We start from the raw sequence: 25,742 nt of genomic DNA, 5'->3' as shown, positions 1-25,742 counted from the left end.
ATCATGCTCCCGAGCGGCCGAACAGCGCGCGTGTAAACAGCGGACGATTGCGCACGCGCAACCAGAAGATGAACGCGACGATCGCCGCGACGACCAGGTGCAGGCCGACGAGGCCGACGCCGAACGACATCTTGCCCTGCTCGATCTGTGCCTGCACGACGTTCAGCAGGTTCGAGTACGTCAGGTAGATCAGCACGGCCATCACGAGGTTGATCGTGCGGCTGCGGCGTGGGTTCTGGTACGACAGCGGAATGCCGAGCACCATCAGGTTGATCGCGATCAGCGGCAGCCCCGCGCGCCACGCGAATTCCGCGAGGTTGTCGCGCGTCGGGTTGCGCAGCAGGTCCGGTGTCGGCGTGCTGTTGGTGGTCGGCACGTTGGTGACCGGGGTGCTCGTGATCTTCACGCCGTAGCGCTGGAACTCCATGATCTTGAAGTTCGGCTGGCCGGGCGTGCCGTCGTAGCGGCGGCCGTCTTCCAGTACGACGAAGCGATCGCCGTCCTTCGTTTCGGTATGGCCGGTGTGCGACACGACGACGTTGACCTTGCCGTTCTCGGTCGACGTGACGAACACGTTCTGCACCTTGCTCTGGTCCGGCGACATCTTCTCGATGAAGAACACGCGATGGTTCGAGGCCGATTCGCGGAACTGGCCCGGCGCGAGCAGCGAGATCTCGTCGCGCTGCTGGAAGCGCGCCTTGATCATCTTGCTCTGCTGGTTCGACCACGGCCAGCCGACGAACGCGAAGAACGCGATCAGCAGGACGATCGGCGTGGCGAACACGCCGATCGGCTTGATCAGGCGCGTGAGGCTCACGCCGGATGCAAGCCAGACCACCATTTCGGAGTCCCGGTACCACCGGGTCAGCACGAACAGGATCGACACGAACAGCGTGACGACGAGCATCACGGCGAGGTAGCCGATCACGGTCAGGCCGATCAGCACGAGCACGTCGCGCGGATCGATTTCGCCGGACGCGGCATAGCCGACGATGCGGATCATCATCGTCGTGAGCATGATCGTGAGCAGCACCATGAACACGGCGCCAGCCGTATACGCAAGCTCGCGCTGGAGGGAGCGTTCGAAGATCATTCTTGATGAGAAGAGGGCGGGAGGCTGCGCACGCGTGGTGGAGCGCTCGCGCCGCCACGGGAAAAATAGCGGATAATTGCGGCTTTCATCCTTAGCCCAGATTTTATCCGAGGACAAGCGCGATGGACTTTAGCATAAAAGGCTGTGATTGGAGCAAAGGCGAGGCCAAGGGGTTCCTGACCGGGAAGTCCGACTGCATCGTGCTCGGCATCTTCGAGGCGCAGACTCTCTCGGGCGCGGCGCTCGACATCGACACGGCCACCAAGGGGCTGATCTCGCGCGTGGTGAAGGCCGGCGACATGGACGGCAAGCGCGGCAAGACGCTGTTCCTGCACGAAGTGTCGGGCATCGGCGCATCGCGCGTGCTGCTCGTCGGCCTCGGCAAGCAGGATGCTTTCAATCAGAAAGCCTACAACGACGCAGTGACGGCCGCATGGCGCGCGCTGCTCGCGACCAAGGTCGGCCAGGTCACGTTCTCGCTCGCGCAACTGCCGGTCGACGAGCGCGGCTCCGACTGGGGTGTGCGGGCGGCGATTCTCGCGCTGCGCAACGAGACCTACCGCTTCACGCAGATGAAGAGCAAGCCGGAACCGGCGTCGCACACGCTCAAGCGCGTCGTGTTCAGCGTCGATCCGGCCGATGAGAAGGCCGCCAAGCTGGCGGTCAAGCAGGCCGTCGCGCTGGCGAACGGGATGGATCTCACGCGCGACCTCGGCAACCTGCCGGGCAACGTGTGCACGCCGACCTATCTCGGCAACACCGCGAAGAAGATCGCGAAGGATTGGGGTCTGAAGGTCGAGGTGCTCGGCCTGAAGCAGATCCAGGCGCTCAAGATGGGCTCGTTCCTGTCGGTCGCGCGCGCGTCGGTCGAGCCGCCGCAGTTCATCGTGCTGCACTACCAGGGCGCCGCCGCGAAGGCCGCGCCGGTCGTGCTGGTCGGCAAGGGCATCACGTTCGACACGGGCGGCATCTCGCTGAAGCCGGGCGAGGGCATGGACGAGATGAAGTACGACATGTGCGGCGCGGGTTCGGTGCTCGGCACGATGCGTGCGGTCGCCGAAATGGGCCTGAAGATCAACGTCGTCGCGATCGTGCCGACCTGCGAGAACATGCCGGGCGGCAACGCGACCAAGCCGGGCGACATCGTCACCAGCATGAAGGGGCTGACGATCGAGGTGCTCAACACCGACGCCGAGGGCCGCCTGATCCTGTGCGACGCGCTCACTTATGCGGAGCGCTTCAAGCCAGCCGCGGTGATCGACGTGGCGACGCTCACGGGCGCCTGCGTGATCGCGCTCGGCGCCCACAACAGCGGCCTGTTCTCGAAGGACGACGCACTCGCTGGCGAACTGCTCGACGCATCGCGCGAAGCGAACGATCCGGCATGGCGCATGCCGCTCGACGATGAGTACCAGGATCAGCTGAAGTCGAATTTCGCGGACATCGCGAACATCGGCGGGCGTCCGGCCGGTGCCGTGACGGCGGCGTGCTTCCTGTCGCGCTTCACCGACAGCTATCCGTGGGCGCACCTGGACATCGCCGGCACCGCATGGAAGGGTGGCGCGGCGAAGGGCGCGACCGGCCGTCCGGTGCCGCTGCTCGCGCAGTTCCTGATCGACCGCGCCGGCCAGTGATGGCAGGTCTCACGACGATGCGGGTACGCGGGCAATGACGCGAATCGATTTCCATTCGAACGTCGGCGATTCGCTCGCATACGCATGCCGGCTGCTGCGCAAGGCCTACCAGGCCGGGCAGCCGGTCGTCGTGCTCGCGGAGCCCGCGCGCCTGCGTGCGCTCGACGAGCGGCTCTGGACGTTCTCGCCGCTCGATTTCATTCCGCACTGCGGCGTCGACAGCGCGCACGCGGCCGGCACGCCGATCGTGCTGGCCGCCGATCTCGACCAGGCGCCGCATCATCATGTGCTGCTGAACCTCGGCGCGGCCGTACCCGCGCAGTTCGCCCGCTTCGAGCGCCTGCTCGAAGTGGTCGGCAATGCGCCGGACGAGCTGGCCGCGGGCCGCGACCGCTACCGCTTCTATCGCGATCGCGGCTACGCGCTGAACAACTACAAGCAGGGCAGTTAGCCGAAACCGTCGACGGAGCGTTCCCGTGACACAAGCCGAATCCTCTTCGATCCCGACGCTGACCGACGTGCTGGTGCCGGGCAAGCCGGTGCCGGCGCGTTCGTCCGCGGCCGACGCGCCGCCGCACGACGTTGCCGCGGTGCCGGTGCTGACCGACGTGCTGGTATCAGGCCATCCGGCTCGGGCGTCCGCCGCGCCGGAGCAGCCGGGCACCGACCCCGAGTTCGTGGTGGTCGAGCCGGTGCCGACGCCGGACATCCCGACCGTCGAATTGCCGGGCGACAGCGATGCGCCGGCGCAACCCGGTGCCGCCGGGCACGTCGTCGCCGAGGAGTCGGCCGCGGCGCAGGCGCCGCTGCGCTCCGCGCTGGCCGCCGACGACGCGCAGCAGGCCGGCGTTGCCGCGATGCCGCGCGATGCTGGCGAAGCGATGCTGTCCCACGTGATTGCACCGGCTGCCGGCGGGCTGGCTACCGCTCAACTCACCGGCGCGTCGCATCCGGACGCGCATGTAGCCGCCGCGCTGACGGTGGAGGACACGCAGCATATCGCCGAGCGTCTGCGCAATCGGCTGACGAATTATCTGACCGGCGAAGGGCGCGAGGCCATCGAGGCCCGCTGTCGCGACGCGTTGCACGACCATACGGCCTGGCTCGTCGGCCAGATCACGCGCGAAGTGGCGCTGGCGCTCGAAACCGAAGTGATGGAGTGGGTTCGCGACGCGGTCGATGCGGAGATCGCCCGCCGCCGGACCGGTCATTCAGGCTGAGCCCGCCGCACGTTTCGTGCGCAGGGGCCGCGGGCGCGGCTCCAGTCATCGTCGCTGACGATTGCCGGCCGGTTGCAACGACAAGCGCGGAACGCTGCCGGGCGCAAGGCGCGGTGTACGCATCCGGTCATCCGGTTCAGCGCAGCGACAGCACCCATTGCGAGAGCGTGTGCGCTTCTGCGCTCGTCAACTGCGTATTGGCGGGCATCGGCACGCCACCCCACACCCCGACGCTGCCTTTCACGATCGATTGCGCGAGGTAATCGACGGCGTCGGTGCGCGCCACGTACTTGCCGGCGATGTCGTGGAACGACGGGCCCATCAGCGGCTTGCCGACCGCATGGCAGGCCATGCAGTTCTTGCGCTGCGCGAGCGCGAACCCGTCGCCGGCCGAGTCGGCGTGTGCCGCCGCCGCGCTGCCGGTCAGCAGCGCCACGAGCAGCGCGCGCAATATCGTCTGTTTCATGCGGTTCTCCGCCGGCGGAGACGGCCGGCTTCACGGTCCGCGCATTATAAAAGCAAAGGGAAAGCGCGTTTTGCGCGTTTCCCCGGCGGCCGTTCGCAATGGGGTCGCATGCCCCGCGCGCCGCATCAGCCGGTGACGGCGCCCTGGTTCGCCGGACGCGCGAGCGCCGCGAACTTGGCGAGCACGCCGCGCGTGTAGCGCGGCGCCGGCTGCTTCCACGCGGCGCGCCGGCGCGCGAGTTCCGCATCGTCGACGTTCAGCTGCAGCACCAGCCGGTGCGCGTCGATCGTGATCGAGTCGCCTTCCTGCACGAGCGCGATCGTGCCGCCGACGAACGCTTCGGGCGCGACGTGCCCGACCACCATCCCCCAGGTGCCGCCCGAGAAGCGGCCGTCGGTGATGAAGCCGACCGATTCGCCGAGCCCCTTGCCGATGATTGCCGACGTCGGCGCGAGCATTTCCGGCATGCCGGGGCCGCCTTGTGGGCCGAGATAGCGCAGCACCAGCACGTCGCCCGCGCGGATCCGGTCGCCGAGGATCGCGTCCATCGCGCTTTGCTCGTCGTCGAACACGCGCGCCGGGCCCGTGATCACCGGGTTCTTCAGACCGGTGATCTTCGCCACCGCGCCGTCTTCCGCGAGATTGCCCTTCAGGATCGCGAGATGGCCTTCCCTGTACAGCGCGCGATCGATCGGGAAGATCACTTTCTGGTCCGCGCGCGGCACGCCCGGCACGTCCTTCAGCTCCTCGGCGATCGTGCGGCCGGTGATCGTCATGCAGTCGCCGTGCAGCAGCCCCGCATCGAGCAGGATCCGCAGCACCTGCGGGATGCCGCCGGCCTGGTGCAGGTCGGTCGCGACGTACTGGCCCGACGGTTTCAGGTCGCAGATCACCGGCACGCGCTTGCGGATGCGCTCGAAGTCGTCGATCGTCCAGTCGACCTCGGCCGCGTGCGCGATCGCGAGATAGTGCAGCACCGCATTGGTCGAGCCGCCGGTCGCCATGATCAGCGATACCGCGTTCTCGATCGACGCCTTGGTGATGATGTCGCGCGGCTTCAGGTCGCGCTTCACGGCCTCGACCAGCACGCGTGCCGATTCGGCGGCCGAATCGACCTTCTCCTGATCGGGGTTCGCCATCGTCGACGAGTACATCAGCGACATGCCGAGCGCCTCGAACGACGAGCTCATCGTGTTCGCGGTGTACATCCCGCCGCACGAGCCCGACGTCGGGCACGCGTTCTTCTCGACCCCTTCGAAGTCTTCCTGCGACATCCGGCCCGCGGTGAACTCGCCGACCGCCTCGAACGACGACACGATCGTCAGGTCGCGGCCCTTCCAGTGGCCGGGGCGGATCGTGCCGCCGTACACGTAGATGCCCGGCACGTTCAGGCGCGCGAGCGCGATCATCCCGCCCGGCATGTTCTTGTCGCAGCCGCCGACCACCACCACGCCGTCCATCCACTGGCCCTGTACGCAGGTCTCGATGCAGTCGGCGATCACCTCGCGCGACACCAGCGAGTACTTCATCCCCTCGGTGCCCATCGACATGCCGTCCGAGATCGTCGGCGTGCCGAAGATCTGCGGGTTGGCATCGGCCGCCTTCACCGCCGCGACGGCGGCATCGGACAGCCGCTGCAGGCCCGAGTTGCACGGCGTGATCGTCGAGTGGCCGTTCGCGATGCCGATCATCGGCTTGTCGAAATCGTCCTTCTGGTAGCCGAGGGCGTAATACATCGAGCGGTTCGGCGAACGGGCCACGCCTTGCGTGATGTGCTTCGAGCGACGGTTGTACGGCATGGGGGACTCCATCGTTGTATTGGCGACGCCCGCGATCGGCGCACCGGTTCGGATCAGTCAAGCATGGAGTTTCCGGTTTGGGATGTCCAATATATTATTTGTCGCTTATTAAGTCGTTTTACGAATGAGTGAGAGATGGCCGAACCGACGCCGGACCTGCGCCAGTGGCGCTATTTCGTGACCGTGGCCGACGAGCGCCATTTCGGCCGCGCGGCCGAGCGCCTGTCGATGACGCAGCCGCCGCTGTCGCAGGCGATCCGGGCACTGGAGGACACGCTCGGCGTCGCGCTGTTCGCGCGCACCAAGCGCTCGGTCGCGCTGACGGCGGTCGGTGCGGCGCTGTTGCCCGACGTGCGCCGGCTGCTCGCGTCGGCCGACGCGCTGCCGCCGCTCGCACGGCGCCTCGCGCGCGGCGAAGCCGGTTCGCTGTCGCTCGCGTTCGTGTCGACCGCCGATTACGGGCTGCTGCCGTCGCTGCTGCGCGCGTTCGGCGCGCGTTATCCGCAAGTGCGGCTGCAGCTCGCGGAGGCGACGAGCGACGTGCAGATCGACGAACTCGTCGCGGGCCGCATCGACGCGGGGCTCGTGATTCCGCCGGTGCCGCCGCGCCACGCGGCTGGGCTGTCGTACCTGCCGGTCGTGCGCGAGCCGCTGGTGGTCGCGATGCCGGCGGCCGCGGCGCACGGCGTGTCCGAAGACGAACCCGTGCATCTGGCCGACCTGGCCGCGCTGCCGCTCGTGATCTTCCCGCGTCGTTTGGCGCCCGGCTTTTATGACATCATTACGGGCTGCTACGGCGCGGCGGGGGAAACCCCGCGCATCGGCCAGGAGGCGATCCAGATGCAGACGATCGTCAGCCTCGTGTCGGCCGGCATGGGTGTCGCACTGGTGCCGCAGTCGCTGCGTAACCTGCGGCGCACCGGCGTGGTCTACCGGCCGCTCGCCGGCGACGCGCCGGTCGTCGAAACCGGCCTCGTGTGGCGCACGGGCGACGTCAGCCCCGTGCTCGCCGGCTTCATCGACGTCGTGCGCGCGCAGGGGCTGGCCACGTGACGCGAACGATGGCGCGCCGGCGCCGTCCAATGCGCGGTGCGGCGCCGGTGCGAGCGCCGTACCGCATTCGAAAACTTCATCGCTAACCCATGATCATTCACCCGAATTTCGACCCCGTAGCGATCCACCTCGGGCCGCTGGCCGTGCGCTGGTACGGCCTCATGTATCTCGTCGGCTTCATCGCGGCGATCGTCGTCGGCCGGATCCGCCTGAAGCTGCCGCACGTCGCGGCGCAGGGCTGGACCGCGAAGGACATCGACGACATGATGTTCTACGGCGTGCTCGGCACCGTGCTCGGCGGCCGGCTCGGCTACGTGCTGTTCTACAAGGCCGACTTCTACTTCTCGCATCCGCTCGACGTGTTCAAGGTGTGGGAAGGCGGGATGTCGTTCCACGGCGGCTTCCTCGGCGTGACGCTCGCGATGGCGCTGTTCGCATGGCAGCGCAAGCGCCACTGGCTGCAGGTCACCGACTTCGTCGCGCCGATGGTGCCGACCGGGCTCGCGGCCGGGCGGCTCGGCAACTTCATCAACGGCGAGCTGTGGGGCCGCGTGACCGATCCGAACGCGCCGTGGGCGATGCTGTTCCCGGGCGCGATGCGCGATGACGCGGCATGGCTGCCGAAGCATCCGGCGCTCGTCGAGAAGTGGCATCTGGCCGACGTGTTCATGCAGTACCAGATGCTGCCGCGCCATCCTTCGCAGCTCTACGAAATCGCGCTCGAAGGCATTGCGCTGTTCTTCGTGCTGTTCTTCTTCTCGCGCAAGCCGCGGCCGATGGGTGCGATCTCCGCGCTGTTCCTGATCGGCTACGGGCTCGCGCGTTTCACGGTCGAATTCGCGCGCGAACCGGACGACTTCCTCGGCCTGCTCGCGCTCGGCCTGTCGATGGGGCAGTGGCTGTCGTTGCCGATGATCCTCGCGGGCGTCGCGTTGCTGGTGTGGGCGTATCGCCGTCGCGCGGCGAATGCGGTCGCGTGATGTCGCGGCGTGATGCGGTTGCGTCACGTGCGAGTCGTGTGATGCATGGCACGTGATGCGTGATGCCTGATGCGATGCGGACGCGCACGATCGGCGTGCGCGTCGATCGCAGGATCGCAAACGAAAAACGCCGGCCCGAGGGCCGGCGTTTTCACATCTGCCGCGTGTTGCGCAATGCGCGTTACTTCATCTGCACCGAGCCGTTGACCGTGACCGACACGGTCGCCTTGCCGCCTTCGACCGAAATCGGCGCGCTCATCTTCGCGCTGTCCATCGGTGCGGCGGCCATCGCCATCATGCGCGGGTACGGCTGCACGTTGCGGCTGCCGCCGACGTTCACGTCGCGAATCGAGTAGCTGTTGTAGCCGAACGCCTTCGCGGCTTCGTCCGCGCGTGCGCGGAACGACTTGATCGCTTCGGTCGTGAGCTTCTGCTCGGCCGCGCGCTGCGCTTCGGGTGACAACGAGAACTCGACGTTCGCGATCTGCATCTGGTTCGACAACTGGCCCGCGAGCTTCGACGCCGCCGCGAAATCGCGCGATTCGAGCACGACTTCGGTACGACCGCGCCATGCGGAGATCTTCCCGTCGCGATCGGTGCTCGGATAGACGGAGAACGCGCCGGTGTGCGCGGTGACGCCCGACACGCCCTTCGCCTGCGCGAGCGCGGCGTCGGCGCGCTGGTTCAGCGCCGACGTCAGGCTGCCCGGGTCTTTCGCCTGCTGTTCGTAGAACAGCGTGATGTGGATGATGTCCTGCGGCACGTCGGCGCTGGCCTGCGACGACAGCGACAGCACGCCCGCCGGCTCCGGGAAGTGCGGGTTCGCGGTCTGCGCATGCGCGGCGGGCGACGCGAGCGTCAGCGCGACGGGCACGGCGGCGGCGAGGGCGAGCGACAGCGCGAGTGCGGATTTCTTGGTCATTGTTGGACTCCTTGTGCGAGGGCGCGCACGCGGATCACGCGTGCGCGACGCGGGCGTACCGCGCGACGAAAAACGGCCGCCGCCCGATCGCGGCGACAGCGGTTGCTTAGGCTGCGCGAACGCGCCGCGAGTTCCGTGGCGGTGGCGCGTGTTGACCGGATTTGACCTTTGGCGTGTGCTTGCTGCGTACGCCTACTTCATCAGCTTTTCGGTGATGAAGCGCCACTCGGCACGCGTGACGGGCGTGATCGACAGCCGGTTGCCGCGTGCGAGCACGCGCATGTCGGCGAGTTCGTCGTGTTCGCGCAGCGCGGCGAGCGGCACGAGCGGCGACTTCTTCACGAAGCGCACGTCGACGAGCAGCCAGCGCGGTGCCTCCTGCGTCGACTTCGGATCGTAATACGGGCTTGCCGGATCGAACTGGGTGGGGTCGGGGTAGGGCGTCGACGAGACTTCGGCGAGGCCCGCGATGCCCGGTTCCGGGCAGCTCGAATGATAGAAGAGCACGCCGTCGCCGATCTTCATCGTGTCGCGCATGAAATTGCGCGCCTGATAGTTGCGCACGCCGGTCCACGGCAGCGAGTGCTGCGGCGCGTGCGCGAGATCGTCGATGCTTGCTTCGTCCGGTTCGGACTTCATCAGCCAGTATTGCATGGATCGTGATCGACGCAGAAAGGGCTGCTGCAAAAGGAAACGGCATCGGGACTTCCCGATGCCGTTGAATAGGCCCCCGCCTTGGCCGCTAGGCCGGCATCCTGAACCTGGGGTTCAGAATTGGTCGCAGTTAGCAGCACTTCGGGTACATCAGACAGAGTGACGCGCGCGCCCGTGCTACAAATTTCCGCAACCGTGCACATGGCATTGGTTCAAGGAATATATGACCTTGGCGAACCAGGCAGGGAAGCTGACTGAACTGTGTTTCGTTGCGCCAATTTGACCACCGTTGATCGCCGAGATCAAGGGGAATCGACGCATCGATCAAACGTTACTGCGTCTCGTGCTGTGCGAGCACCGCGCCGAGTTGTTCGTTCATCTGGTGCATTGTACGACGGATTTCTTCCGCCGGAAATGCTTCACCGTGACGCACGCTCGTTTGCAGCCGCAGCAATTCGGACGCGAGCGACAGCGCGGCCATGACCGCGATGCGGTCGGTGCCGCGCACCGAGCTGTTCGCGCGGATCTTCGACATTTCTGCGTCGACGCGTGCGACGGCCTCGAGCAGCGCCGCTTCGGTCTCGGCCGAACAGGCGAGCCGATAGGGCTGACCGAGAATCGAGACTTCGATCTGCTTGGTGCTCATGCATGTTCTCCGTGGCTGGCCGCGTCGTCGCTGTCCGTGCGCGCCTGCGCATCCAGCAGGTCGAGCTGGTTGTCGGCTTGCTCCGCGCTCTTCGTGCGCGGCAGCTTTTCGAGAATCGCATTCAGTTTGACCTGGGCGTCGTCGATCTTTGCCGACAGCGTGTCGCGCTCGGCCGCGAGCGCATTGCGTTCGTCGCGCAGTTGCGCGAGTTCCGCGCGGACCGTGTCCGCTTCCGCGCGCAATTGCGCGACCTGCTCCTCGAGCGCGAGCCGTTCCGAGTGATAGCGCTTGTTCAGCGAGATCAGACGGCCAATATTTTGAGATAAAGTTTCGAGTTCGTTGAGCATTTGCTGCGTCCTCTAAAGACCCAGCATTTTAGCGCGGAATAACGCGCATTCCGACATCTGTAACGTTTCCAGTCGTAACACCCCCGCTTCTTGCCGCGAATACACGGGTCCGGCACGTGTTCCGCATGCGTCCGGACGCTTCCTTGACGCTCGCGCGGCCCGCTCCTAAACTGGCGCCGCCTCGGTGCTCGCGCGTGCGTCGCGCGGTTAAACGGGAAGCAGGGCGCGTGCTCCGCCCGGAGTTCGCCAACCTGCGCTGCCCCCGCAACGGTAAGCGGCCGCGTCGCATGACGCAGGCCGGCTCGGGTGCGTTTCGCGTGCAGGTCGCACGCTGGCGCGGGCCACTGCGCGTGATACGCGCGGGAAGGCGAGCCGGTACGCCGCCAGCCCGGATACCGGCCGAGGCGAGGAGCCTGCACGGCTTCATGACGCACGGCCCGCGGGGAAGCGGGGCGCGCAGTGCTTCACGGGACTTGTCTTCGATGCTGACCCCAATCGTTCGCACGGCGTGCGGCGCACGCTGCGCAATGTCGCCTGCCGCCATCGCGCGGAGCGCAGCGCACGCCGATTCGTCCGGATCGGCGACGACGCCGGTCGTCGCGGCACCGCGCCCGGTCGCGTGGCGCGACGCTGTCCCCTTGCTGCCGGCCGCCGTGGTTGCCGCACCGAGCGTGCCTGACGGTGACGCAAGCGCGATGCCGATCGACCCGCTGCGGCGGCTTCCACTATATTGCGCAGAACGTGGGCCGTGCGAGGATGCGGCGCGACGGATCGCGCGCGTGTCACGTCGGTGCGACCGGCACGCGGCCGGCCGCCGCATCGCGGGTCCCGGGCGACGAAATGCGGAATCCGGGTGCCGATCGTCGCGCGCGGTATGGGGCGTCGCCGGCCGTGAATCATGCGTCATGCCGCGCATGGCATCCTGACCGTGCGTGCGATGACATCACCGGGCACGGTTCGTCCGTGCACGCATCAACAACCTGTTCGACGAGGATGACGAGCTTGCGTATGCCTACGACACGCCGGAGCGCGACGCCGGTGCCGCGCCCGGCCGGCCATGACGGTCAGCGAAAGCGTCACGCGTCATGCGCGATGCCGTGCGGCGCATGAGCGCCGCACGTGCCGCCGCGATCTGGGTCGCGCTCGCGGCCGTGGTCGCGTTGCTGTTCGTCGCGTCGCTGTCGATCGGCAGCGTGCCGATGTCGCCGTGGCAGGCGCTCGCGTCGCTCGTGCCGCACGGCGGCGACGCACTGCTCGCCGACATCGTGCGCACGTTGCGGCTGCCGCGTGCGCTCGCGGGCTTCGCGTGCGGCGCGCTGCTCGCGCTGGCCGGTGCGCTGCTGCAGGTGCTGTTGCGCAATCCGCTCGCGGAACCGTACGTGCTCGGCGTGTCGGGCGGCGCGGCCGGCTTCGCGCTCGTCGCGATGATCGCGGGCGCCGCGTGGTGGCTCGTCGATGCGGCCGCGTTCGCCGGCGCGCTCGTGTCGGTCGCGCTCGTGCTCGGGCTTGCGCGCCGCGAACTGTGGCGCGGCGATGCGCGCGACGCGTCGCCGCGGCTGCTGCTCACGGGGGTCGTGATCGCGGCCGGGTGGGGCGCGCTCGTCACGCTGCTGCTGTCGCTCGCGCCCGACGCGCGGCTGCGCGGCATCATCTTCTGGCTGACGGGCGATCTGAACGGCGTGACGGCGCCCTGGTTCGCATGGGGCGCGCTGCTGCTGGCCGCCTGCGTCGCGCTGCCGGCCGCGCCGCAGCTCAACGTGCTGCTGCGTGGCGACGCGACCGCGCTCGCGCTCGGCGTGCCGGTCGCGCGGCTGCGCATGCGGATCTACCTCGTCGCGTCGCTGGCCGCCGCGGCCGCGGTGACGACGGCCGGCACGATCGGTTTTGTCGGCCTCGTCGTGCCGCACGCGCTGCGGCTCGCATTCGGCAACGACCAGCGCATGCTGCTGCCCGCCGCGATGCTCGCGGGCGGCGGCGGCGTGATGGCGGCCGACCTGCTCGCGCGCACCGCCATCGCGCCCGCGCAATTGCCGGTCGGCGTGATGACCGCGTTGATCGGTGTGCCGGTGTTCCTGTGGATGTTGCTGAGGAGACCGATGCGATGACGCATGTCTCGCCGCACACCGCCGGCGACATGACCTATGCGGCGCTCGACCTCACGCTGAGGGCCGGCGCACGGACCCTGCTCGACGGCTTCACGCAGGTGTTCCGGCCCGGCGAGATCTGGTGTGTCGCGGGGCCGAACGGCGCCGGCAAGACGACGCTGCTCGCGACGCTGGCGGGCCTGCAGCGGCCCGCCGGCGGGCAGGTCGAGATCGACGGCCGGCCGCTCGCCGCCTGGCCGCCCGAACAGCTCGCCCGGCGCCGCGCGCTGATGCCGCAGCAACTGCACGACGCTTTTAGCGCGACGGTATTCGACACGGTGCTGCTCAACCGCTTTCCGTATCTCGGCGGCTGGGGCTGGGAGCGCGAGGCAGACCGCGCGGCAGCGCGCGACGCGCTCGCGACGTTCGGGCTGAGCGCGCTCGCGTCGCGCGACGTGCTGTCGCTGTCGGGCGGCGAGCGGCAGCGTGTCGCGCTGGCCGCGACGCTGTGCCAGGACGCGCCGCTGATGCTGCTCGACGAGCCGCTCGCGCATCTCGACCTGCATCACCAGATCGACGGCCTGACCGCGTTGGCCGCGTGGCTCGACGCGGGCCCGCGCACGGTGCTGTTCTCGTGTCACGACCTGAATCTCGCGCGGCGTTTCGCGACGCACGCGCTGTTGCTCGACGGCCGCGGCCATGCGTGGGCGGGCCCCGTGCTCGACGTGCTGACGCCGGCGCGCGCGAGCGACGCGTTCGGCTATCCGCTCGTGCTGATCCGCGAGAACGGTCGCGATGCGCTGCTGCCCGCGTGGCCCGAGCGACGATGAACTTCCTTCTTTCGATGCGCGGCAGCGGCCGCACCAACGAGGCAACCTTCCGATGACGAACCCGACCGACTTCCCGCCCGCGATCGCGCCGCTCGACGACACGCTGCGCAAGCGTCTGCAGCATGTGATCGATCACAAGACCAAGCCGCCCGGCAGCCTCGGCCAGCTCGAGGCGCTCGCGCTGCAGATCGGCCTGATCCAGCGCACCGAGCGGCCGCACGTGCAGCGTCCCGTGACGATCGTGTTCGCCGGCGACCACGGGATCGCGGCCGAGGGCGTGAGCCCGTATCCGCAGTCGGTCACCGCGCAGATGGTCGCGAACTTCCTGGCCGGCGGCGCGGCGATCAATGCGTTCTCGGGCGTCGCGCAGAGCGTGCTCGAGATCGTCGATGCGGGCGTCGCGTCGCCGCTGCCGGTGTCCGACCGGCTTGTGTCGCTGCCGGTCGCGCGCGGCACGCGCAATTTCGCGGTCGAACCCGCGATGACGCACGACGAGGCGAAAACGGCGCTCGCCGCGGGTGCCGCGCGCGTGCGCGTGCACGCGTCGCTCGGCACGAATGTGATCGGCTTCGGCGAAATGGGGATCGCGAACACGTCGTCGGCCGCGTGCCTGATGAGCCGTCTGCTCGACGTGCCGATCGACGCGTGCGTCGGGCGCGGCACGGGTCTCGACGACCAGGGGCTCGCGCACAAGCGCGCGGTGCTCGGCCGCGCGCTCGTCCGGCATTCGCATGCGATCGCGCCGCTCGACGTGCTCGCGACGTTCGGCGGCTTCGAGATCGCGATGATGACGGGCGCGTATCTCGCGGCTGCGAGCGAGCGGATGACGATCCTAGTCGACGGCTTCATCGCGACGGCCGCGTTGCTCGTCGCCGAGCGCATCGCGCCCGGCGTGCGCGACTACTGCGTGTTCTCGCATGCGTCGCACGAGGCCGGGCACCGGCGCATGCTCGAGCATTTCGGCGCGAAGCCGCTGCTCGCGCTCGACCTGCGGCTCGGCGAGGGCACGGGCGCCGCGCTCGCGCTGCCGCTGGTGCGCGCGGCGGCTGCGTTCCTCACCGAGATGGCGAGCTTCGAATCCGCGGGCGTCGACAATCGTGACGCCTGAACGCGCGCAGGGCGTACGCGCCGAACTGCGCTACTTCTTCGTCGCGCTCGGCTATTTCACGCGCGTGCCGGTGCCGCGCGCGATCGGCTACGCGGCCGGCGATCTCGATCAGGCCGCACGCTACTTCCCGCTGGTCGGTGCGTGCGTCGGCGCATGGGGCGCGCTCGTCTATCTCGCGGCGCTGCGCGTGCTGCCGGCGTCGATCGCGGTCGGGCTGTCGATGGCCGCGACGCTGCTCGCGACCGGCGCATTCCACGAGGATGGCCTGGCCGACAGCTGCGATGCGTTCGGCGGTGGCTACGCGCGCGACGACGTGCTGCGGATCATGCACGATTCGCGCATCGGCACGTTCGGCGCGGCCGCGCTCGTGATCGCGCTCGGCCTGAAATGGCAGGCGCTCGCGGCCATGCCGCCGCTGCGCGCCGCGTGGACGATGATCGCCGCGCATGCGGCGAGCCGCGCGGCGGCCGTGAGCCTGCTGATGTCGCTCGACTACGTCCGGCCGGAAGGCAAGGCAAAACCGGTTGCACAGCGCATGGGCGCGCGCGCGGCCTGCGTCGTGGCCGCATTCGGGTTGCCGTGGCTGTTCTGGCCGGACTGGCGCGCGGGCGTCGCGGCCGTCGTCGCGCTCGTGCTCGTGCGCGCATGGGCGGCCCGCTATTTCGTGAAGCGGATCGGCGGTTATACGGGCGACTGCCTCGGCTTCGCGCAGCAGTTGAGCGAGCTGGCGATCTATCTCGTGGTGCTCGGATGGATCTCGTCCTGATTCGCCATCCGGCCGTCGCTGTCGAGCAGGGCGTGTGCTACGGACGCAGCGACGTGCCGCTCGCCGCACCGGCCGAGGCGGGGGCGCGGACCATGCGCGAGCGTCTGGCGGCGCTCGGGGCGCCGTTGCCCGCGCAGGTCTGGACGAGTCCGCTCACGCGTTGCGCGTCGGTCGCCGAGCGGCTTGCGCACGCGTTCGACGTGCCGCTGCGGCGCGACGCGGGCTGGCAGGAAATGGACTTCGGCGCGTGGGAACTGCAGCGCTGGGACGACATCGACCGCGCCGCGCTCGATGCGTGGGCGGCCGACCTGATGCATGCGTGCGCGCATGGCGGCGAAAGCGTCGCGCGGTTCGTCGAGCGCGTGGCGCGCGTGGCCGGCGAGGTCGCACAGGCCGACGCGCCGCAATGGGCGATCACGCACGCGGGCGTTATTCGCGCCTTCGCATCGCATGCGCTGCGCGTGCCGCTCGATACGCTGCTGTCACGACCGGTGCCGACGGGCGGCGTCGTCTGGTTGCGCATGGAGGATGCCGCCCGCACGTGGGAAGTCGTCCACTGGGACGCGTAGGCAGTCGCGTGCTCGTCTGACGCGGGCGAGCGCATCAAGGCCCGAAATCAGCGCGCCGGCCGCCGCGTCCGCGCCGCGTCGAGATCCTCGCACAGCGCGGCCGCGCCTTGCGCGATCCGCGGCGACGGCCGCGTCAGCAGATCGCCGTCGATCGCGAACAGGTTGTTGCGCGCCACGGCCGTCAGCGCGGGCCATGCACGCCAGCGCGCGAGGCTCGGCAGCGGCGCGTCCGAGCGTGTCGCGCCGGCGCTCGTCGTCACGATCGCTTCCGGATTCGCCGCAAGCACGGCCTCGTCGGTGACGGTCGGCGCGAGCGGCTTCAGCGCCGCGAACACGTTACGGCCGCCGCACAGCGTGACGACGTCGTTGAACAGATGCGCGCCGTTGAGCGTCGTCAGCGGCCGGTCCCATACCTGGAAGAACATCGTGACGGGCGGGCGCGCCGCGTAACGCGCGCGCAGCGCCGCGATGTTGCGCGAAAACGATGCCGCGGCCGCGTCGGCGACCGGTTCCGTGCCGAGCAGCGTGCCGAGACGGCGCAGCGACGTCGCGACGTCGTCGAGATGCTTCGGTTCGCTGAAGAACAGCGGAATGTGCAGCGCACGCAGCGCATCGGTCTGCCGCTCGGCATTGCCGTGCCGCCAGACGACGATCAGGTCGGGCTTCAGTGCGGCGATCCGCTCGAGGTCGAGCGCCTTGTTGTCGCCGACGCGCGGCACGGCCTGCGCGGCGGGCGGGTAGTCGCTGTACGTGACCGTGCCGACCAGCTTCGTGCCGCCGCCGGCCGCATAGACCAGTTCGGTCGCATGCGGCGCGAGGCTGATCACGCGTTGCGCCGGTGCGGGCAGCGTGACGGCATTGCCTGCATCGTCGCGGGTCGTGATGTCGGCGTGAGCGAAGGGCGCGAGCGCGACCAGCATCGCGAGCGCCGGCAACCGGCGCAACGGGCGGGCGTTCATGCGGATGCCCGTTGCAGCGTCGGCACGCACTGCGCGAGCGCGTCGGCGACGCGCAGCCATTCGGCTTCGTTGCCCGGCAGGCCGACGCGCACGCTCGACGGTTGCGCGAAGTGCCGCGTCCAGATTCCGTGCGTGGCGAGTGCCGTATGCAGCGCGGCGGCGCGCGGGTCGTCTGTCCAGCTGAACAGCGGCGTCGCGTGCACCGCGAAGCCGTGTGTGCGCAGCAGCGCGGCGAGGCGTGCGCCGTCGGCCGCGAGCCGCTCGCGCGCGGCGGCCTGCCATGCGCGGTCGGCGAACGCGGCGGCGACCGCGTGACGCGCGGGGCCGCTGACGGTCCACGCGCCGAGCATGTCGCGCAGCGCGGCGATCAGCTCGGGACGCGCGAGCACGAAGCCCGCGCGAATGCCGGCGAGCCCGAAGAACTTGCCGACCGAGCGCAGCACGACGAGGCCCGGACGATCGGCGTACTGCGCGAGCGATGGCGTGGCGCCCGTATCCGCGAAGGCCTCGTCGACGATCAGCGTGCCGCCGCGTGCCGACAGTTGCGCATGCCAGCCGAGCAGCCGTTCGGTCGGAACGAACTCGGCAGTCGGATTGTTCGGATTCCCGACGATGACGTGACGCAGCGTCGCAGGCAACGCGTCCGAGGCGATGTCGAGCGGGACGACACGATGGCCGTGGCGCGCGAAGGCAGGCGCGTATTCGCCGTACGCGAGCGGCGCGACGCCGGCGTCGCCGGCCGGCAGCAGCGCGGGCAACGCGCGGATCGCGGCCTGGCTGCCGGCGACCGGCAGCACGTGCGCGGCATCGGGTGCGCCGTAGTAGCGGGCCGCGCATGCGGCGAGCGTGTCGCCGTCGTCGGGCAGCCGGCGCCATGCGTCGGCCGGGACCGGCGGCACCGGATAGCCGACCGGATTGATGCCGGTCGACAGGTCGAGCCAGGCGTCATACGGAATGCCGTGGCGGCGCGCGGCTTCGTGCAGGTTGCCGCCGTGCGGGATGCGTGCGTCAGACATGATGGGTTGCGAGGATGAGTGCGCCGCTCGCGACGAGCAGTGCGAGCCACAGCGCGAGCGTGCGCGTGACGAGCGACAGCGCGGCGACGACGTGCGCGGCCGTCGCCGGTGCGCCGGTGCCGAGCGCGGGACGGTCTTCGATTTCGCCGTGATAGACGGCCGGGCCGCCGAGCTGCACGTTCAGGCTGCCGGCGCCCGCGGCCATCACGGGGCCCGCGTTCGGGCTGTCCCAGTGGCGCGCCTGCGTGCGCCAGCAGCGCCACGCGGCGGCCGTGTCGCCGAGCAGCGCGTAGCTCGCGGCGGTGACGCGTGCGGGAATCCAGTTGAGCGCGTCGTCGAGTCGCGCGGCGGCCCAGCCGAAGGTCAGGAAGCGCGGCGTGCGATAGCCCCACATCGCGTCGAGCGTGTTCGCGAGCCGGAACAGCAGCGCGCCGGGGCCGCCGGCGACGACGAACCAGAAGAGCGCGCCGAAGATCGCGTCGTTGCCGTTCTCGAGGGCCGATTCGACGGCCGCGCGCGACAGCGCGCCTTCGTCGGCTGCGCTCGTGTCGCGCGACACGATCCGTGCGGTCAGCGCGCGTGCGGCATCGAGATCGTGCCGCAGCAGCGCGGCGGCGATCGGCGCGACGTGGTCGGCGAGGCTCTTCGCGCCGAGCGCGAACCACAGCAGCGCGACGTGCAGCGCGGCCGCGAGCGGCCAGGGCAGCACGGCCGCGAGCCACGCGGCGACGGCCACCGGCGGCACCACGGCCGCGACCCATGCGGCGACGCCGACCACGCGGCCGCGCCGGCCCGTGTTCAGCGCGCCTTCGATGCGCGCGGCAAGCCGGCCGAACGCGACGAGCGGATGCCAGCCGGCCGGTTCGCCGATCACACGATCGACGATCGCGGCCGCGACCGCGAGCATCGCGACGAGCGGCAGCGACAGCATCAGCATGACGGCGCTCCGGCCTTGAGTTCGAGCGGCAGCCCGGCGACCAGCAGCGTCACGCGCGTCGCGAGCGCGGCGACGCGCTGGTTCAGGCGCCCGAGTTCGTCGACGTAGCGGCGCGTGACCGACCCGAGCGGCACGACGCCGAGCCCGATTTCGTTGCTGACGACGATCACCTTCGCACGCGCGCCGCGCAATGCGTGCTCGAGCCGCCCGACCTGCGCCGCGTACTGCGCATCGTCGAGCGGTTCGCCGTCGAGCGGGCACAGCAGGTTCGTGAGCCACAGCGTCAGGCAGTCGACGAGCAGGCACGCGTGCGGATCGTCGAGCCGCGCGAGCGTGCCGGCGAGGTCGACGGGCGCGTCGGCGAAACCCCAGTCGGCCGGCCGGCGCGCGCGGTGATGCGCGATGCGCCGTTCGAATTCGGCGTCGGCGGCCGTCGCGGCCGCGGTCGCGATGTAGGTGACGGGGCGGCCGCTGTCGGCGGCGAGCCGCTCGGCGTGCGCGCTCTTGCCCGAGCGCGCGCCGCCGAGGACGAAGGTGAGGTCGTGCGGAATCATCGCGTGATTGTAACGGCGCGGGCGGCCGCACGCGGGCGATAATGCGCGTTTGCTTCGCCACGACTTTGCACACGATGAACGCACCCGAACCGCAGCCGCACGGCACGTTGATGATCCAGGGCACGACGTCCGACGCGGGCAAGAGCACGCTCGTCGCGGGCCTGTGCCGCCTCGCGCGCCGTGCGGGCGCGCGGGTCGCGCCGTTCAAGCCGCAGAACATGGCACTGAACAGCGCGGTGACGGCCGACGGCGGCGAGATCGGCCGCGCGCAGGCGCTGCAGGCGCTGGCCGCCGGCGTCGCGCCGCATACGGATTTCAATCCGGTGCTGCTGAAGCCGACCAGCGACCGCGGCGCGCAGGTGATCATTCACGGCAAGGCGCGCATGAACCTCGACGCGCGTGCTTACCACGACTACAAGCCGGTCGCGTTCGACGCGGTGCTCGAGTCCTACGCGCGGCTGCGCGCCGGCTACGACACGGTGCTCGTCGAAGGCGCGGGCAGCCCGGCCGAAATCAACCTGCGCGAAGGCGACATCGCGAACATGGGCTTCGCCGAGCGCGTCGACTGCCCGGTCGTGCTGGTGGCCGACATCGACCGCGGCGGCGTGTTCGCGCACCTGGTCGGCACGCTCGCGTGCCTGTCGGACAGCGAGCGCGCGCGCGTGCGCGGCTTCGTCATCAACCGCTTTCGCGGCGACATCAGGCTGCTCGAACCGGGCCTCGACTGGCTGCGCGCGCAGACGGGCAAGCCGGTATTCGGCGTGCTGCCGTACCTGCACGGGCTGATGCTCGATGCCGAGGACATGCTGCCGTCGCAGGCGCGCAGCGCCGCCGCGCGCGGCGATGCCGGCGTGCTGCGCGTGGTGGTGCCCGCCTTGCCGCGGATCAGCAACCATACCGATTTCGACCCGCTGCGTGCGCATCCGCAGGTCGAGTTCACGTACTGGAAGAGCGGCCCGGTGCCGGACGCCGACCTGCTGATCCTGCCCGGCTCGAAGAGCGTGCAGCGCGATCTCGCGTGGCTGCGCGACGCGGGCTGGGACGCGGTGATCCGCCGGCACCTGCGCTATGGCGGCAAGGTGATCGGCATCTGCGGCGGGATGCAGATGCTCGGCCGCACGCTGGACGATCCGCTCGGCCTCGAAGGGGCGCCCGGCAGCGTGGCGGGGCTCGGGTTGCTCGATTTCGACACGACGCTGCAGCCGGACAAGACGCTGAAGAACGTGACCGGGCAGCTCGCGCTGCCGGGCGCGGCCGCGGTGCACGGCTACGAAATCCACATGGGCGACACGCGCGGGCCCGCGCTCGCGGCGCCCGCGCTGGAACTGGCGACGGGCGACGCACCGGGCGGCGTGCGCCCGGACGGCGCACGGTCGGCCGACGGGCAGATCCTCGCGACCTACGTGCACGGGCTGTTCGACGCGCCCGACGCGTGCGCGGCACTGCTCGCATGGGCGGGGCTCGACGGCGCGGAACGCATCGACTATCCGGCGCTGCGCGAGGCGTCGCTGGAGCGGCTGGCCGATTCGTTCGCCGAGCATCTCGACCTGCGCGCGCTGTACGCCGAGTTCCGCTGACGCATGGCGTGCCGGCCTGGCATTTTGCGGCGGATCGCGTACAACTCAGATGGGCGGAGGTCCGCCCGAAGGAGCGCGACGATGAAGGGTCGATGGTGGTTGAGTGTGCTGCTCGCGGTGCTGCTGGGCGCGTCGGCGTTTGCGCACGCGTGTGATTCGTATGCACCGGGCGGCGGGCCGGCCGGCTCGGGCGACGCCGCCCAGGGCAAGAGCGGCGGCTGAGGTTCGCAGGGGTGCAGGCATCGGGGCATGATCGGTCATGCCCTTTTTCATGATCCGATTCGTTCCATTCGGGAATCAGTTAAAGCCGAAATGCATATTTATTGGTCGAATCGATTCGAATAGAGTGCGATCCATTCCCATCCACTCACGAAGGAATTCGCCATGAACCCCAATCGCCTGAACGATCTCGGCGCGACGCTGCTGCGTGTCGCACTCGGCGTGCTGTACCTCGCGCACGTCGCGCAGAAGGTGTTCGTCTTCACGCTGCCCGGCACCGCGCAGTTTTTCGCGTCGATCGGCCTGCCGGGCTGGCTCGCGTATGTCACCACCGTCGTCGAACTGGCGGGCGGCCTCGCGCTGCTCGCGGGCTTCCGCGTGCGGATCGCCGCACTCGTGCTGCTGCCGTTCATGCTCGGCGCGGTGTCCGCGCATCTGCCGAACGGCTGGAGCTTCGCGTCGCCGAACGGCGGCTGGGAATACCCGGCGTTCTGGGCCGTCACGCTGGCCGTGCAGGCGCTGCTGGGCGGCGGTGCGTTCGCGCTCGGCGCACCGCGCGCCGCGACGCGGACCGCATAAACGGGGGGGCTTCGGCGCAACCCGTTCCGGTGACACCCCGTTTGCCGATATCATCGCTCCCTGTATCCGCAATCGAGCGGCGCCTGCCAGGGCGGCAGGCGCCGCACGGCTTTTTCGGGGGAATTCATGACGGTCATCGTGGTGGCGAATCCGAAGGGCGGCGTGGGGAAGAGCACGCTGTCCACCAATCTTGCCGGCTATTTCGCGGCGCAGGGCGCATGGGTCGCGCTCGCCGATCTGGACCGGCAGCAGTCCGCGCATGCGTGGCTCGACCTGCGGCCGGCCGGCCTGCCGCCGATCGAGGCGTGGGAGCTCGACCCGGATGCGCCGTCGAAGCCGCCGCGCGGCCTCGAATATGCGGTGATCGACACGCCGGCCGGGCTGCACGGCAACCGGCTCAACGTCGCGCTGCAGCTCGCCGACAAGGTGATCGTGCCGCTGCAGCCGTCGATGTTCGATATTCTCGCGACCCAGCAGTTTCTGGAGCGCCTCGCCGGCGAGAAGGCCGTGCGCAAGGGCAGCGTCGAGGTCGGGATCGTCGGGATGCGGGTCGACGCGCGCACGCGCTCGTCCGACCAGCTGCACCGTTTCGTCGAAGGGCTCGGGCTGCCGGTGCTCGGCTACGTGCGCGACACGCAGAACTACGTGCAGATTGCCGCGCACGGCCTGACGCTGTGGGACGTCGCGAAGAGCCGCGTCGAGAAGGATCTCGAGCAGTGGCGGCCGATCGTCGAATGGGCCGAGCGCCGTGCACCGAAAGCGGAGAAGGTCGCGAAGGCGTCCTGAGCGCGCGAGGCGAACCCGCGCGGCGCAGCCGGTCGAATTCGGTCGGTTCCCGCTCCAATGAAGAAGGGCCTGATTCGGCAGCGTGCCGGATCAGGCCCTTCGTACGTATGCGGCTGCGCGGCTTCGGCCGCCCCGGCGCGCGGGGCGCCGCGGCAGCGATCCGGCGCGCCGCGATACGCCGGCCGCCGCGTGAATCAGGTCCAGTTCTGCGTCGGCACGTGGTCGCGGTGGCCCTTGATCTTGTTGCCTTCGTCGATGAACACGAGCTTCGGCTTCCAGCCGGCCTGCAGCTCGGCTTCGTCGACCATCGCGAACGCAGCGATGATCACGAGGTCGCCGAGTTGCGCGCGGCGCGCGGCCGAGCCGTTCAGCGAGATCATCCCGCTGCCGCGCTCGCCCTTGATCGCGTAGGTCGAGAAGCGCTCGCCGTTGTTGATGTTCCAGATGTCGATCCGTTCGTTTTCGATCAGGCCCGCCGCTTCGAGCAGGTCTTCGTCGATCGCGCACGAGCCTTCGTAATGCAGCTCGCAGTGCGTGACGGCCGCGCGGTGGATCTTCGATTTGAGCATGTGGCGCTGCATGGTATCTCCGTGATGCGTGTGAGGCGAGGGCGGGCGGCCCGTCAGATTTCCAGGTTGTCGATCAGGCGCGTCGCGCCGAGCTTCGCGGCCGCGAGCACGACGAGCGGCTCGCCGGCTTCGAGCTCGGCGGCGCTCGGCGCGATCAGGTTCGCGCGGCGGCGGATCGCGATGTAGTCGGGCGCCCAGCCGCGCTCGGCCAGATGCGTGCGCGCGTGCTGCTCGAGCGTGCCGAGGTCGCGCTCGCCGCCGAGCACGCTCTCGCGCACGCGTTGCAGCGTCTTCGCGAGCTCGGGCGCTTCCTTGCGCTCGTCGGTCGTCAGGTAGCGGTTGCGCGACGACAGCGCAAGGCCGTCCTCGTCACGCACGGTCTCGGCCGCGATGATCTCGACCGGCAGCGCGAGCTGCTGGCACATGCGGCGCACGATCATCAGCTGCTGGTAATCCTTCTTGCCGAACACGGCGACGCGCGGCTGCACGCAGGACATCAGCTTGGTGACGACCGTGCACACGCCGGCGAAGAAGCCGGGGCGGAACTCGCCCTCGAGAATCCCGCCGAGGTCGTCGGGCGGCAGCACGCGGTACTCCTGCGGCTCCGGATACATGTCGCGCTCGGTCGGCGCGAACAGCACGTAGACGTTTTCCTTCTGCAGCTTCTCGATATCGTCCTGCAGCGTGCGCGGATATTTGTCGAAATCCTCGTTCGGGCCGAACTGCAGCCGGTTGACGAAGATGCTCGCCACGACCGGGTCGCCGTGCTGGCGCGCGAGGCGCATCAGCGACAGGTGACCTTCGTGCAGGTTGCCCATCGTCGGCACGAACGCCGTGCGGTTCTGTCCGCGCAACTGGTCGCGCAGTTCCTGGATCGAGCTGATGACTTTCATGATCGGGTAGCGGGTTCCTCGCGCAGGCGCGCGTTGGCGCCGCAACAGCGGCGTCGGGGTCGAAGCGGAGAACGCCGGCGCGCGGGCGGCGCATCGGGCGTCGGCGGATTGTAGAGGATTTGGCCGCCGGACGCATCGAAAAAAGTACGATCGTTCACTTTTTACGCGGGCGCGCCGCAGGCAGTCCGCGCGGGCGGGCCCGGCGGCGGGATGCGGCGTGTTTCGGTGTGCGGGGTGAGGCGGGGGCGGCGGGCGCCTTACGCGGGCAGGTACGCGAGGCGCACGTAGATCGGCGCGAACGGTTCGGGCTGCGTGATCTCGACGAGCGATTCGCGCGCGAGTTCGAGCATCGCGATGAAGTTCACGACCACGACCGGCACGCCGCGCGACGTGTCGAACAGGTCGGCGAACTCCATGAAGCGTGCGTTCTGCAGCTTGCGCAGGATCAGGCTCATGTGTTCGCGCACCGACAGCTCCTCGCGGGAGATCTTGTGGTGCTGGACGAGCTTCGCGCGCTTGAGCACGTCGGCCCACGCGGCGCGCAGGTCGTCCGAGTTCACGTCGGGAAAGCGCGGCGTGATGCTCTGCTCGATGTAGACCTCGGCGCGCAGGAAGTCGCGGCCGAGCTGCGGCAACTGGTCGAGACGTTGCGCGGCGAGCTTCATCTGCTCGTATTCGAGCAGGCGGCGCACGAGTTCCGCGCGCGGATCCTCGGCTTCCTCGCCCGTGTCGGCCTTCTTGACCGGCAACAGCATCCGCGACTTGATCTCGATCAGCATCGCGGCCATCAGCAGGTATTCGGCGGCCAGCTCGAGGTTCGACGTGCGGATCTGGTCGACGTAACCCAGATATTGCGCGGTGACCTGCGCCATCGGGATGTCGAGCACGTTGAAGTTCTGCTTGCGGATCAGGTACAGCAGCAGGTCGAGCGGGCCTTCGAACGTCTCGAGGAACACCTCGAGCGCATCGGGCGGGATGTAGAGGTCCTGCGGCAGCTTGAAGAGCGGCTCGCCGTACAGGCGTGCGAACGCCGCGACACCGTCGACCGTGTCGGGCGTCGAATCGGCGCCCGCGGGCGCGGCGATCGCGTCGTCCTGCCGGGCGGCGCTGGCCTCGTCGGCGGCGCTCACGTCGTCAGAAGTTCTGGTAGTAGACGTAGGACGTTTGCTTCACGCGCGATTCCTGCTGCTCGGCACGCTCGTCGAGGTCGATCGGCTGCTTGTCCCACAGCAGGGAGCGGCCCTTGCGCTGCTCTTCTTCGAGCGTCGGCTTCTGTTGCTTGAGCTGGTTCAGGAATTGCGTGACGTCGGACTGGTACGGCATGGCTTGGCTTTCCGTTTCGGGCGGCGCACGATGCGCCGGATTCGCGATGGCGGGATTTTACCGCATCGCGGGGAACAGCCGGCGGCAATCGCGCGTCGAATCCGCTGGCCGGTGCCCGCGGCGCGGCCGGCCGCGCCCGTGCGCGCGTCGTTGCGCGCA

At 69.4% G+C, this 25,742-nt stretch carries 29 protein-coding genes, 1 other RNA gene and 1 riboswitch; of the genes, 14 read left to right on the top strand and 16 right to left on the bottom strand.

Annotation, left to right across the window (positions count from 1 at the left end; all coding sequences use genetic code 11):
* Position 1 precedes the first annotated feature (1 nt).
* The gene (gene lptF / locus DIE17_RS28140; protein WP_044845625.1) at positions 2–1,093 is read right to left on the bottom strand and encodes an LPS export ABC transporter permease LptF; all 1,092 of its coding nucleotides are present in this window, start codon (positions 1,091–1,093) and stop codon (positions 2–4) included.
* Positions 1,094–1,215: 122 nt separating this feature from the next.
* Between lptF and DIE17_RS28135 the strand changes: the two genes are divergently transcribed.
* The 3 genes from DIE17_RS28135 to DIE17_RS28125 are packed head-to-tail and all read left to right on the top strand — an operon-like array spanning position 1,216 to position 3,947.
* Positions 1,216–2,727 (top strand): leucyl aminopeptidase, encoded by a 1,512-nt coding sequence (locus DIE17_RS28135; protein ID WP_124521534.1) that lies wholly within the window; start codon positions 1,216–1,218, stop codon positions 2,725–2,727.
* Between the two features lie 34 nt (positions 2,728–2,761).
* Complete coding sequence (locus DIE17_RS28130) at positions 2,762–3,178, top strand: DNA polymerase III subunit chi (RefSeq protein ID WP_006757287.1); 417 nt, start codon at positions 2,762–2,764, stop codon at positions 3,176–3,178.
* 25 nt (positions 3,179–3,203) lie between these two features.
* Positions 3,204–3,947: a DUF2486 family protein gene (locus tag DIE17_RS28125; RefSeq protein WP_124521536.1), complete on the top strand. Its 744-nt coding sequence runs from the start codon at positions 3,204–3,206 to the stop codon at positions 3,945–3,947.
* Positions 3,948–4,083: 136 nt separating this feature from the next.
* Here the strand turns inward: DIE17_RS28125 and DIE17_RS28120 are convergent, their stop codons facing one another.
* The gene (locus DIE17_RS28120) at positions 4,084–4,413 is read right to left on the bottom strand and encodes a c-type cytochrome (protein WP_124488469.1); all 330 of its coding nucleotides are present in this window, start codon (positions 4,411–4,413) and stop codon (positions 4,084–4,086) included.
* Positions 4,414–4,538: 125 nt separating this feature from the next.
* Positions 4,539–6,212 (bottom strand): dihydroxy-acid dehydratase, encoded by a 1,674-nt coding sequence (ilvD, locus tag DIE17_RS28115; RefSeq protein ID WP_124488468.1) that lies wholly within the window; start codon positions 6,210–6,212, stop codon positions 4,539–4,541.
* Positions 6,213–6,347: 135 nt separating this feature from the next.
* Here ilvD and DIE17_RS28110 point away from each other — a divergent pair, with 135 nt between their 5' ends.
* Together DIE17_RS28110 and lgt are read left to right on the top strand one after the other, a co-directional pair.
* On the top strand, positions 6,348–7,265 hold the full coding sequence (locus DIE17_RS28110; protein WP_044845631.1) for a LysR substrate-binding domain-containing protein: 918 nt from the start codon (positions 6,348–6,350) through the stop codon (positions 7,263–7,265).
* A gap of 89 nt (positions 7,266–7,354) precedes the next feature.
* On the top strand, positions 7,355–8,245 hold the full coding sequence (lgt, locus tag DIE17_RS28105) for a prolipoprotein diacylglyceryl transferase (RefSeq protein ID WP_044845632.1): 891 nt from the start codon (positions 7,355–7,357) through the stop codon (positions 8,243–8,245).
* 181 nt (positions 8,246–8,426) lie between these two features.
* Here the strand turns inward: lgt and DIE17_RS28100 are convergent, their stop codons facing one another.
* The 5 genes from DIE17_RS28100 to DIE17_RS28080 form a co-directional block, all read right to left on the bottom strand.
* A complete protein-coding gene (locus DIE17_RS28100; protein WP_044845633.1) occupies positions 8,427–9,167 on the bottom strand; it encodes an SIMPL domain-containing protein in 741 nt (246 codons plus the stop codon).
* 192 nt (positions 9,168–9,359) lie between these two features.
* The gene (locus DIE17_RS28095) at positions 9,360–9,821 is read right to left on the bottom strand and encodes an EVE domain-containing protein (RefSeq protein ID WP_044845634.1); all 462 of its coding nucleotides are present in this window, start codon (positions 9,819–9,821) and stop codon (positions 9,360–9,362) included.
* Positions 9,822–9,890: 69 nt separating this feature from the next.
* A non-coding RNA gene (ssrS, locus tag DIE17_RS28090) (6S RNA) lies at positions 9,891–10,072 on the bottom strand.
* 80 nt (positions 10,073–10,152) lie between these two features.
* Positions 10,153–10,467 carry a cell division protein ZapA gene (locus DIE17_RS28085; RefSeq protein ID WP_011885730.1) on the bottom strand — a complete coding sequence of 105 codons (315 nt, stop codon included), beginning with the start codon at positions 10,465–10,467 and terminating at the stop codon, positions 10,153–10,155.
* On the bottom strand, positions 10,464–10,814 hold the full coding sequence (locus DIE17_RS28080; RefSeq protein WP_044845635.1) for an ATPase: 351 nt from the start codon (positions 10,812–10,814) through the stop codon (positions 10,464–10,466). The genes DIE17_RS28085 and DIE17_RS28080 overlap by 4 nt, the downstream gene beginning before the upstream one ends.
* Before the next feature lie 165 nt (positions 10,815–10,979).
* Positions 10,980–11,233: riboswitch (cobalamin riboswitch) on the top strand.
* 687 nt (positions 11,234–11,920) lie between these two features.
* Between DIE17_RS28080 and DIE17_RS28075 the strand changes: the two genes are divergently transcribed.
* Genes DIE17_RS28075 through cobC form a run of 5 tightly spaced genes read left to right on the top strand, consistent with a single transcriptional unit; the run spans position 11,921 to position 16,171 of the window.
* A complete protein-coding gene (locus DIE17_RS28075) occupies positions 11,921–12,919 on the top strand; it encodes an iron ABC transporter permease (protein WP_124488465.1) in 999 nt (332 codons plus the stop codon).
* Positions 12,916–13,728 carry an ABC transporter ATP-binding protein gene (locus tag DIE17_RS28070; RefSeq protein ID WP_124521539.1) on the top strand — a complete coding sequence of 271 codons (813 nt, stop codon included), beginning with the start codon at positions 12,916–12,918 and terminating at the stop codon, positions 13,726–13,728. Before DIE17_RS28075 ends, DIE17_RS28070 begins: the two co-directional genes overlap by 4 nt.
* 52 nt (positions 13,729–13,780) lie before the next feature.
* Complete coding sequence (gene cobT, locus DIE17_RS28065) at positions 13,781–14,836, top strand: nicotinate-nucleotide--dimethylbenzimidazole phosphoribosyltransferase (protein WP_124488463.1); 1,056 nt, start codon at positions 13,781–13,783, stop codon at positions 14,834–14,836.
* The gene (locus DIE17_RS28060) at positions 14,826–15,602 is read left to right on the top strand and encodes an adenosylcobinamide-GDP ribazoletransferase (protein ID WP_124521541.1); all 777 of its coding nucleotides are present in this window, start codon (positions 14,826–14,828) and stop codon (positions 15,600–15,602) included. The genes cobT and DIE17_RS28060 overlap by 11 nt, the downstream gene beginning before the upstream one ends.
* Positions 15,587–16,171, top strand: a complete 585-nt coding sequence (gene cobC, locus DIE17_RS28055; protein ID WP_124521543.1) for an alpha-ribazole phosphatase — start codon at positions 15,587–15,589, stop codon at positions 16,169–16,171. Before DIE17_RS28060 ends, cobC begins: the two co-directional genes overlap by 16 nt.
* Before the next feature lie 47 nt (positions 16,172–16,218).
* Here cobC and DIE17_RS28050 read toward each other — a convergent pair whose 3' ends face one another.
* Genes DIE17_RS28050 through cobU form a run of 4 tightly spaced genes read right to left on the bottom strand, consistent with a single transcriptional unit; the run spans position 16,219 to position 19,637 of the window.
* Positions 16,219–17,130, bottom strand: a complete 912-nt coding sequence (locus DIE17_RS28050) for a cobalamin-binding protein (protein ID WP_124521545.1) — start codon at positions 17,128–17,130, stop codon at positions 16,219–16,221.
* The gene (gene cobD / locus DIE17_RS28045; protein WP_124488459.1) at positions 17,127–18,146 is read right to left on the bottom strand and encodes a threonine-phosphate decarboxylase CobD; all 1,020 of its coding nucleotides are present in this window, start codon (positions 18,144–18,146) and stop codon (positions 17,127–17,129) included. The genes DIE17_RS28050 and cobD overlap by 4 nt, the downstream gene beginning before the upstream one ends.
* On the bottom strand, positions 18,139–19,083 hold the full coding sequence (gene cbiB / locus DIE17_RS28040) for an adenosylcobinamide-phosphate synthase CbiB (RefSeq protein ID WP_124521547.1): 945 nt from the start codon (positions 19,081–19,083) through the stop codon (positions 18,139–18,141). Before cbiB ends, cobD begins: the two co-directional genes overlap by 8 nt.
* Positions 19,077–19,637: a bifunctional adenosylcobinamide kinase/adenosylcobinamide-phosphate guanylyltransferase gene (gene cobU, locus DIE17_RS28035; RefSeq protein ID WP_124488457.1), complete on the bottom strand. Its 561-nt coding sequence runs from the start codon at positions 19,635–19,637 to the stop codon at positions 19,077–19,079. The genes cbiB and cobU overlap by 7 nt, the downstream gene beginning before the upstream one ends.
* 74 nt (positions 19,638–19,711) lie before the next feature.
* Here cobU and DIE17_RS28030 point away from each other — a divergent pair, with 74 nt between their 5' ends.
* The 4 genes from DIE17_RS28030 to DIE17_RS28020 all read left to right on the top strand — a co-directional run bounded on the left by DIE17_RS28030 (position 19,712) and on the right by DIE17_RS28020 (position 22,798).
* A complete protein-coding gene (locus DIE17_RS28030) occupies positions 19,712–21,214 on the top strand; it encodes a cobyric acid synthase (RefSeq protein WP_124488456.1) in 1,503 nt (500 codons plus the stop codon).
* 81 nt (positions 21,215–21,295) lie between these two features.
* The gene (locus DIE17_RS37565) at positions 21,296–21,436 is read left to right on the top strand and encodes a hypothetical protein (protein ID WP_185500425.1); all 141 of its coding nucleotides are present in this window, start codon (positions 21,296–21,298) and stop codon (positions 21,434–21,436) included.
* Positions 21,437–21,598: 162 nt separating this feature from the next.
* Entirely contained in the window at positions 21,599–22,012 is a 414-nt protein-coding gene (locus DIE17_RS28025; RefSeq protein ID WP_044849223.1) for a DoxX family protein, read from the top strand.
* Positions 22,013–22,138: 126 nt separating this feature from the next.
* Positions 22,139–22,798 carry a ParA family protein gene (locus DIE17_RS28020; RefSeq protein WP_044849222.1) on the top strand — a complete coding sequence of 220 codons (660 nt, stop codon included), beginning with the start codon at positions 22,139–22,141 and terminating at the stop codon, positions 22,796–22,798.
* Positions 22,799–22,992: 194 nt separating this feature from the next.
* On the opposite strand, the gene panD is transcribed toward DIE17_RS28020, so the two are convergent.
* From panD to DIE17_RS28000, 4 genes are all read right to left on the bottom strand, one after another.
* On the bottom strand, positions 22,993–23,379 hold the full coding sequence (panD, locus tag DIE17_RS28015) for an aspartate 1-decarboxylase (protein WP_006484038.1): 387 nt from the start codon (positions 23,377–23,379) through the stop codon (positions 22,993–22,995).
* 41 nt (positions 23,380–23,420) lie between these two features.
* Positions 23,421–24,260 (bottom strand): pantoate--beta-alanine ligase, encoded by an 840-nt coding sequence (gene panC, locus DIE17_RS28010; RefSeq protein ID WP_124521549.1) that lies wholly within the window; start codon positions 24,258–24,260, stop codon positions 23,421–23,423.
* Between the two features lie 257 nt (positions 24,261–24,517).
* Positions 24,518–25,390 carry a segregation and condensation protein A gene (locus DIE17_RS28005; protein WP_044849220.1) on the bottom strand — a complete coding sequence of 291 codons (873 nt, stop codon included), beginning with the start codon at positions 25,388–25,390 and terminating at the stop codon, positions 24,518–24,520.
* Positions 25,391–25,394: 4 nt separating this feature from the next.
* Complete coding sequence (locus tag DIE17_RS28000; RefSeq protein WP_044849219.1) at positions 25,395–25,583, bottom strand: DUF3460 family protein; 189 nt, start codon at positions 25,581–25,583, stop codon at positions 25,395–25,397.
* Positions 25,584–25,742 lie beyond the last annotated feature (159 nt).

It is taken from the genome of Burkholderia sp. Bp9099 (assembly GCF_003857805.1).
GTDB lineage: Bacteria > Pseudomonadota > Gammaproteobacteria > Burkholderiales > Burkholderiaceae > Burkholderia.
Note: the sequence above shows the minus strand (reverse complement) of the source record. Positions and strands in the feature narration are given on the sequence as shown.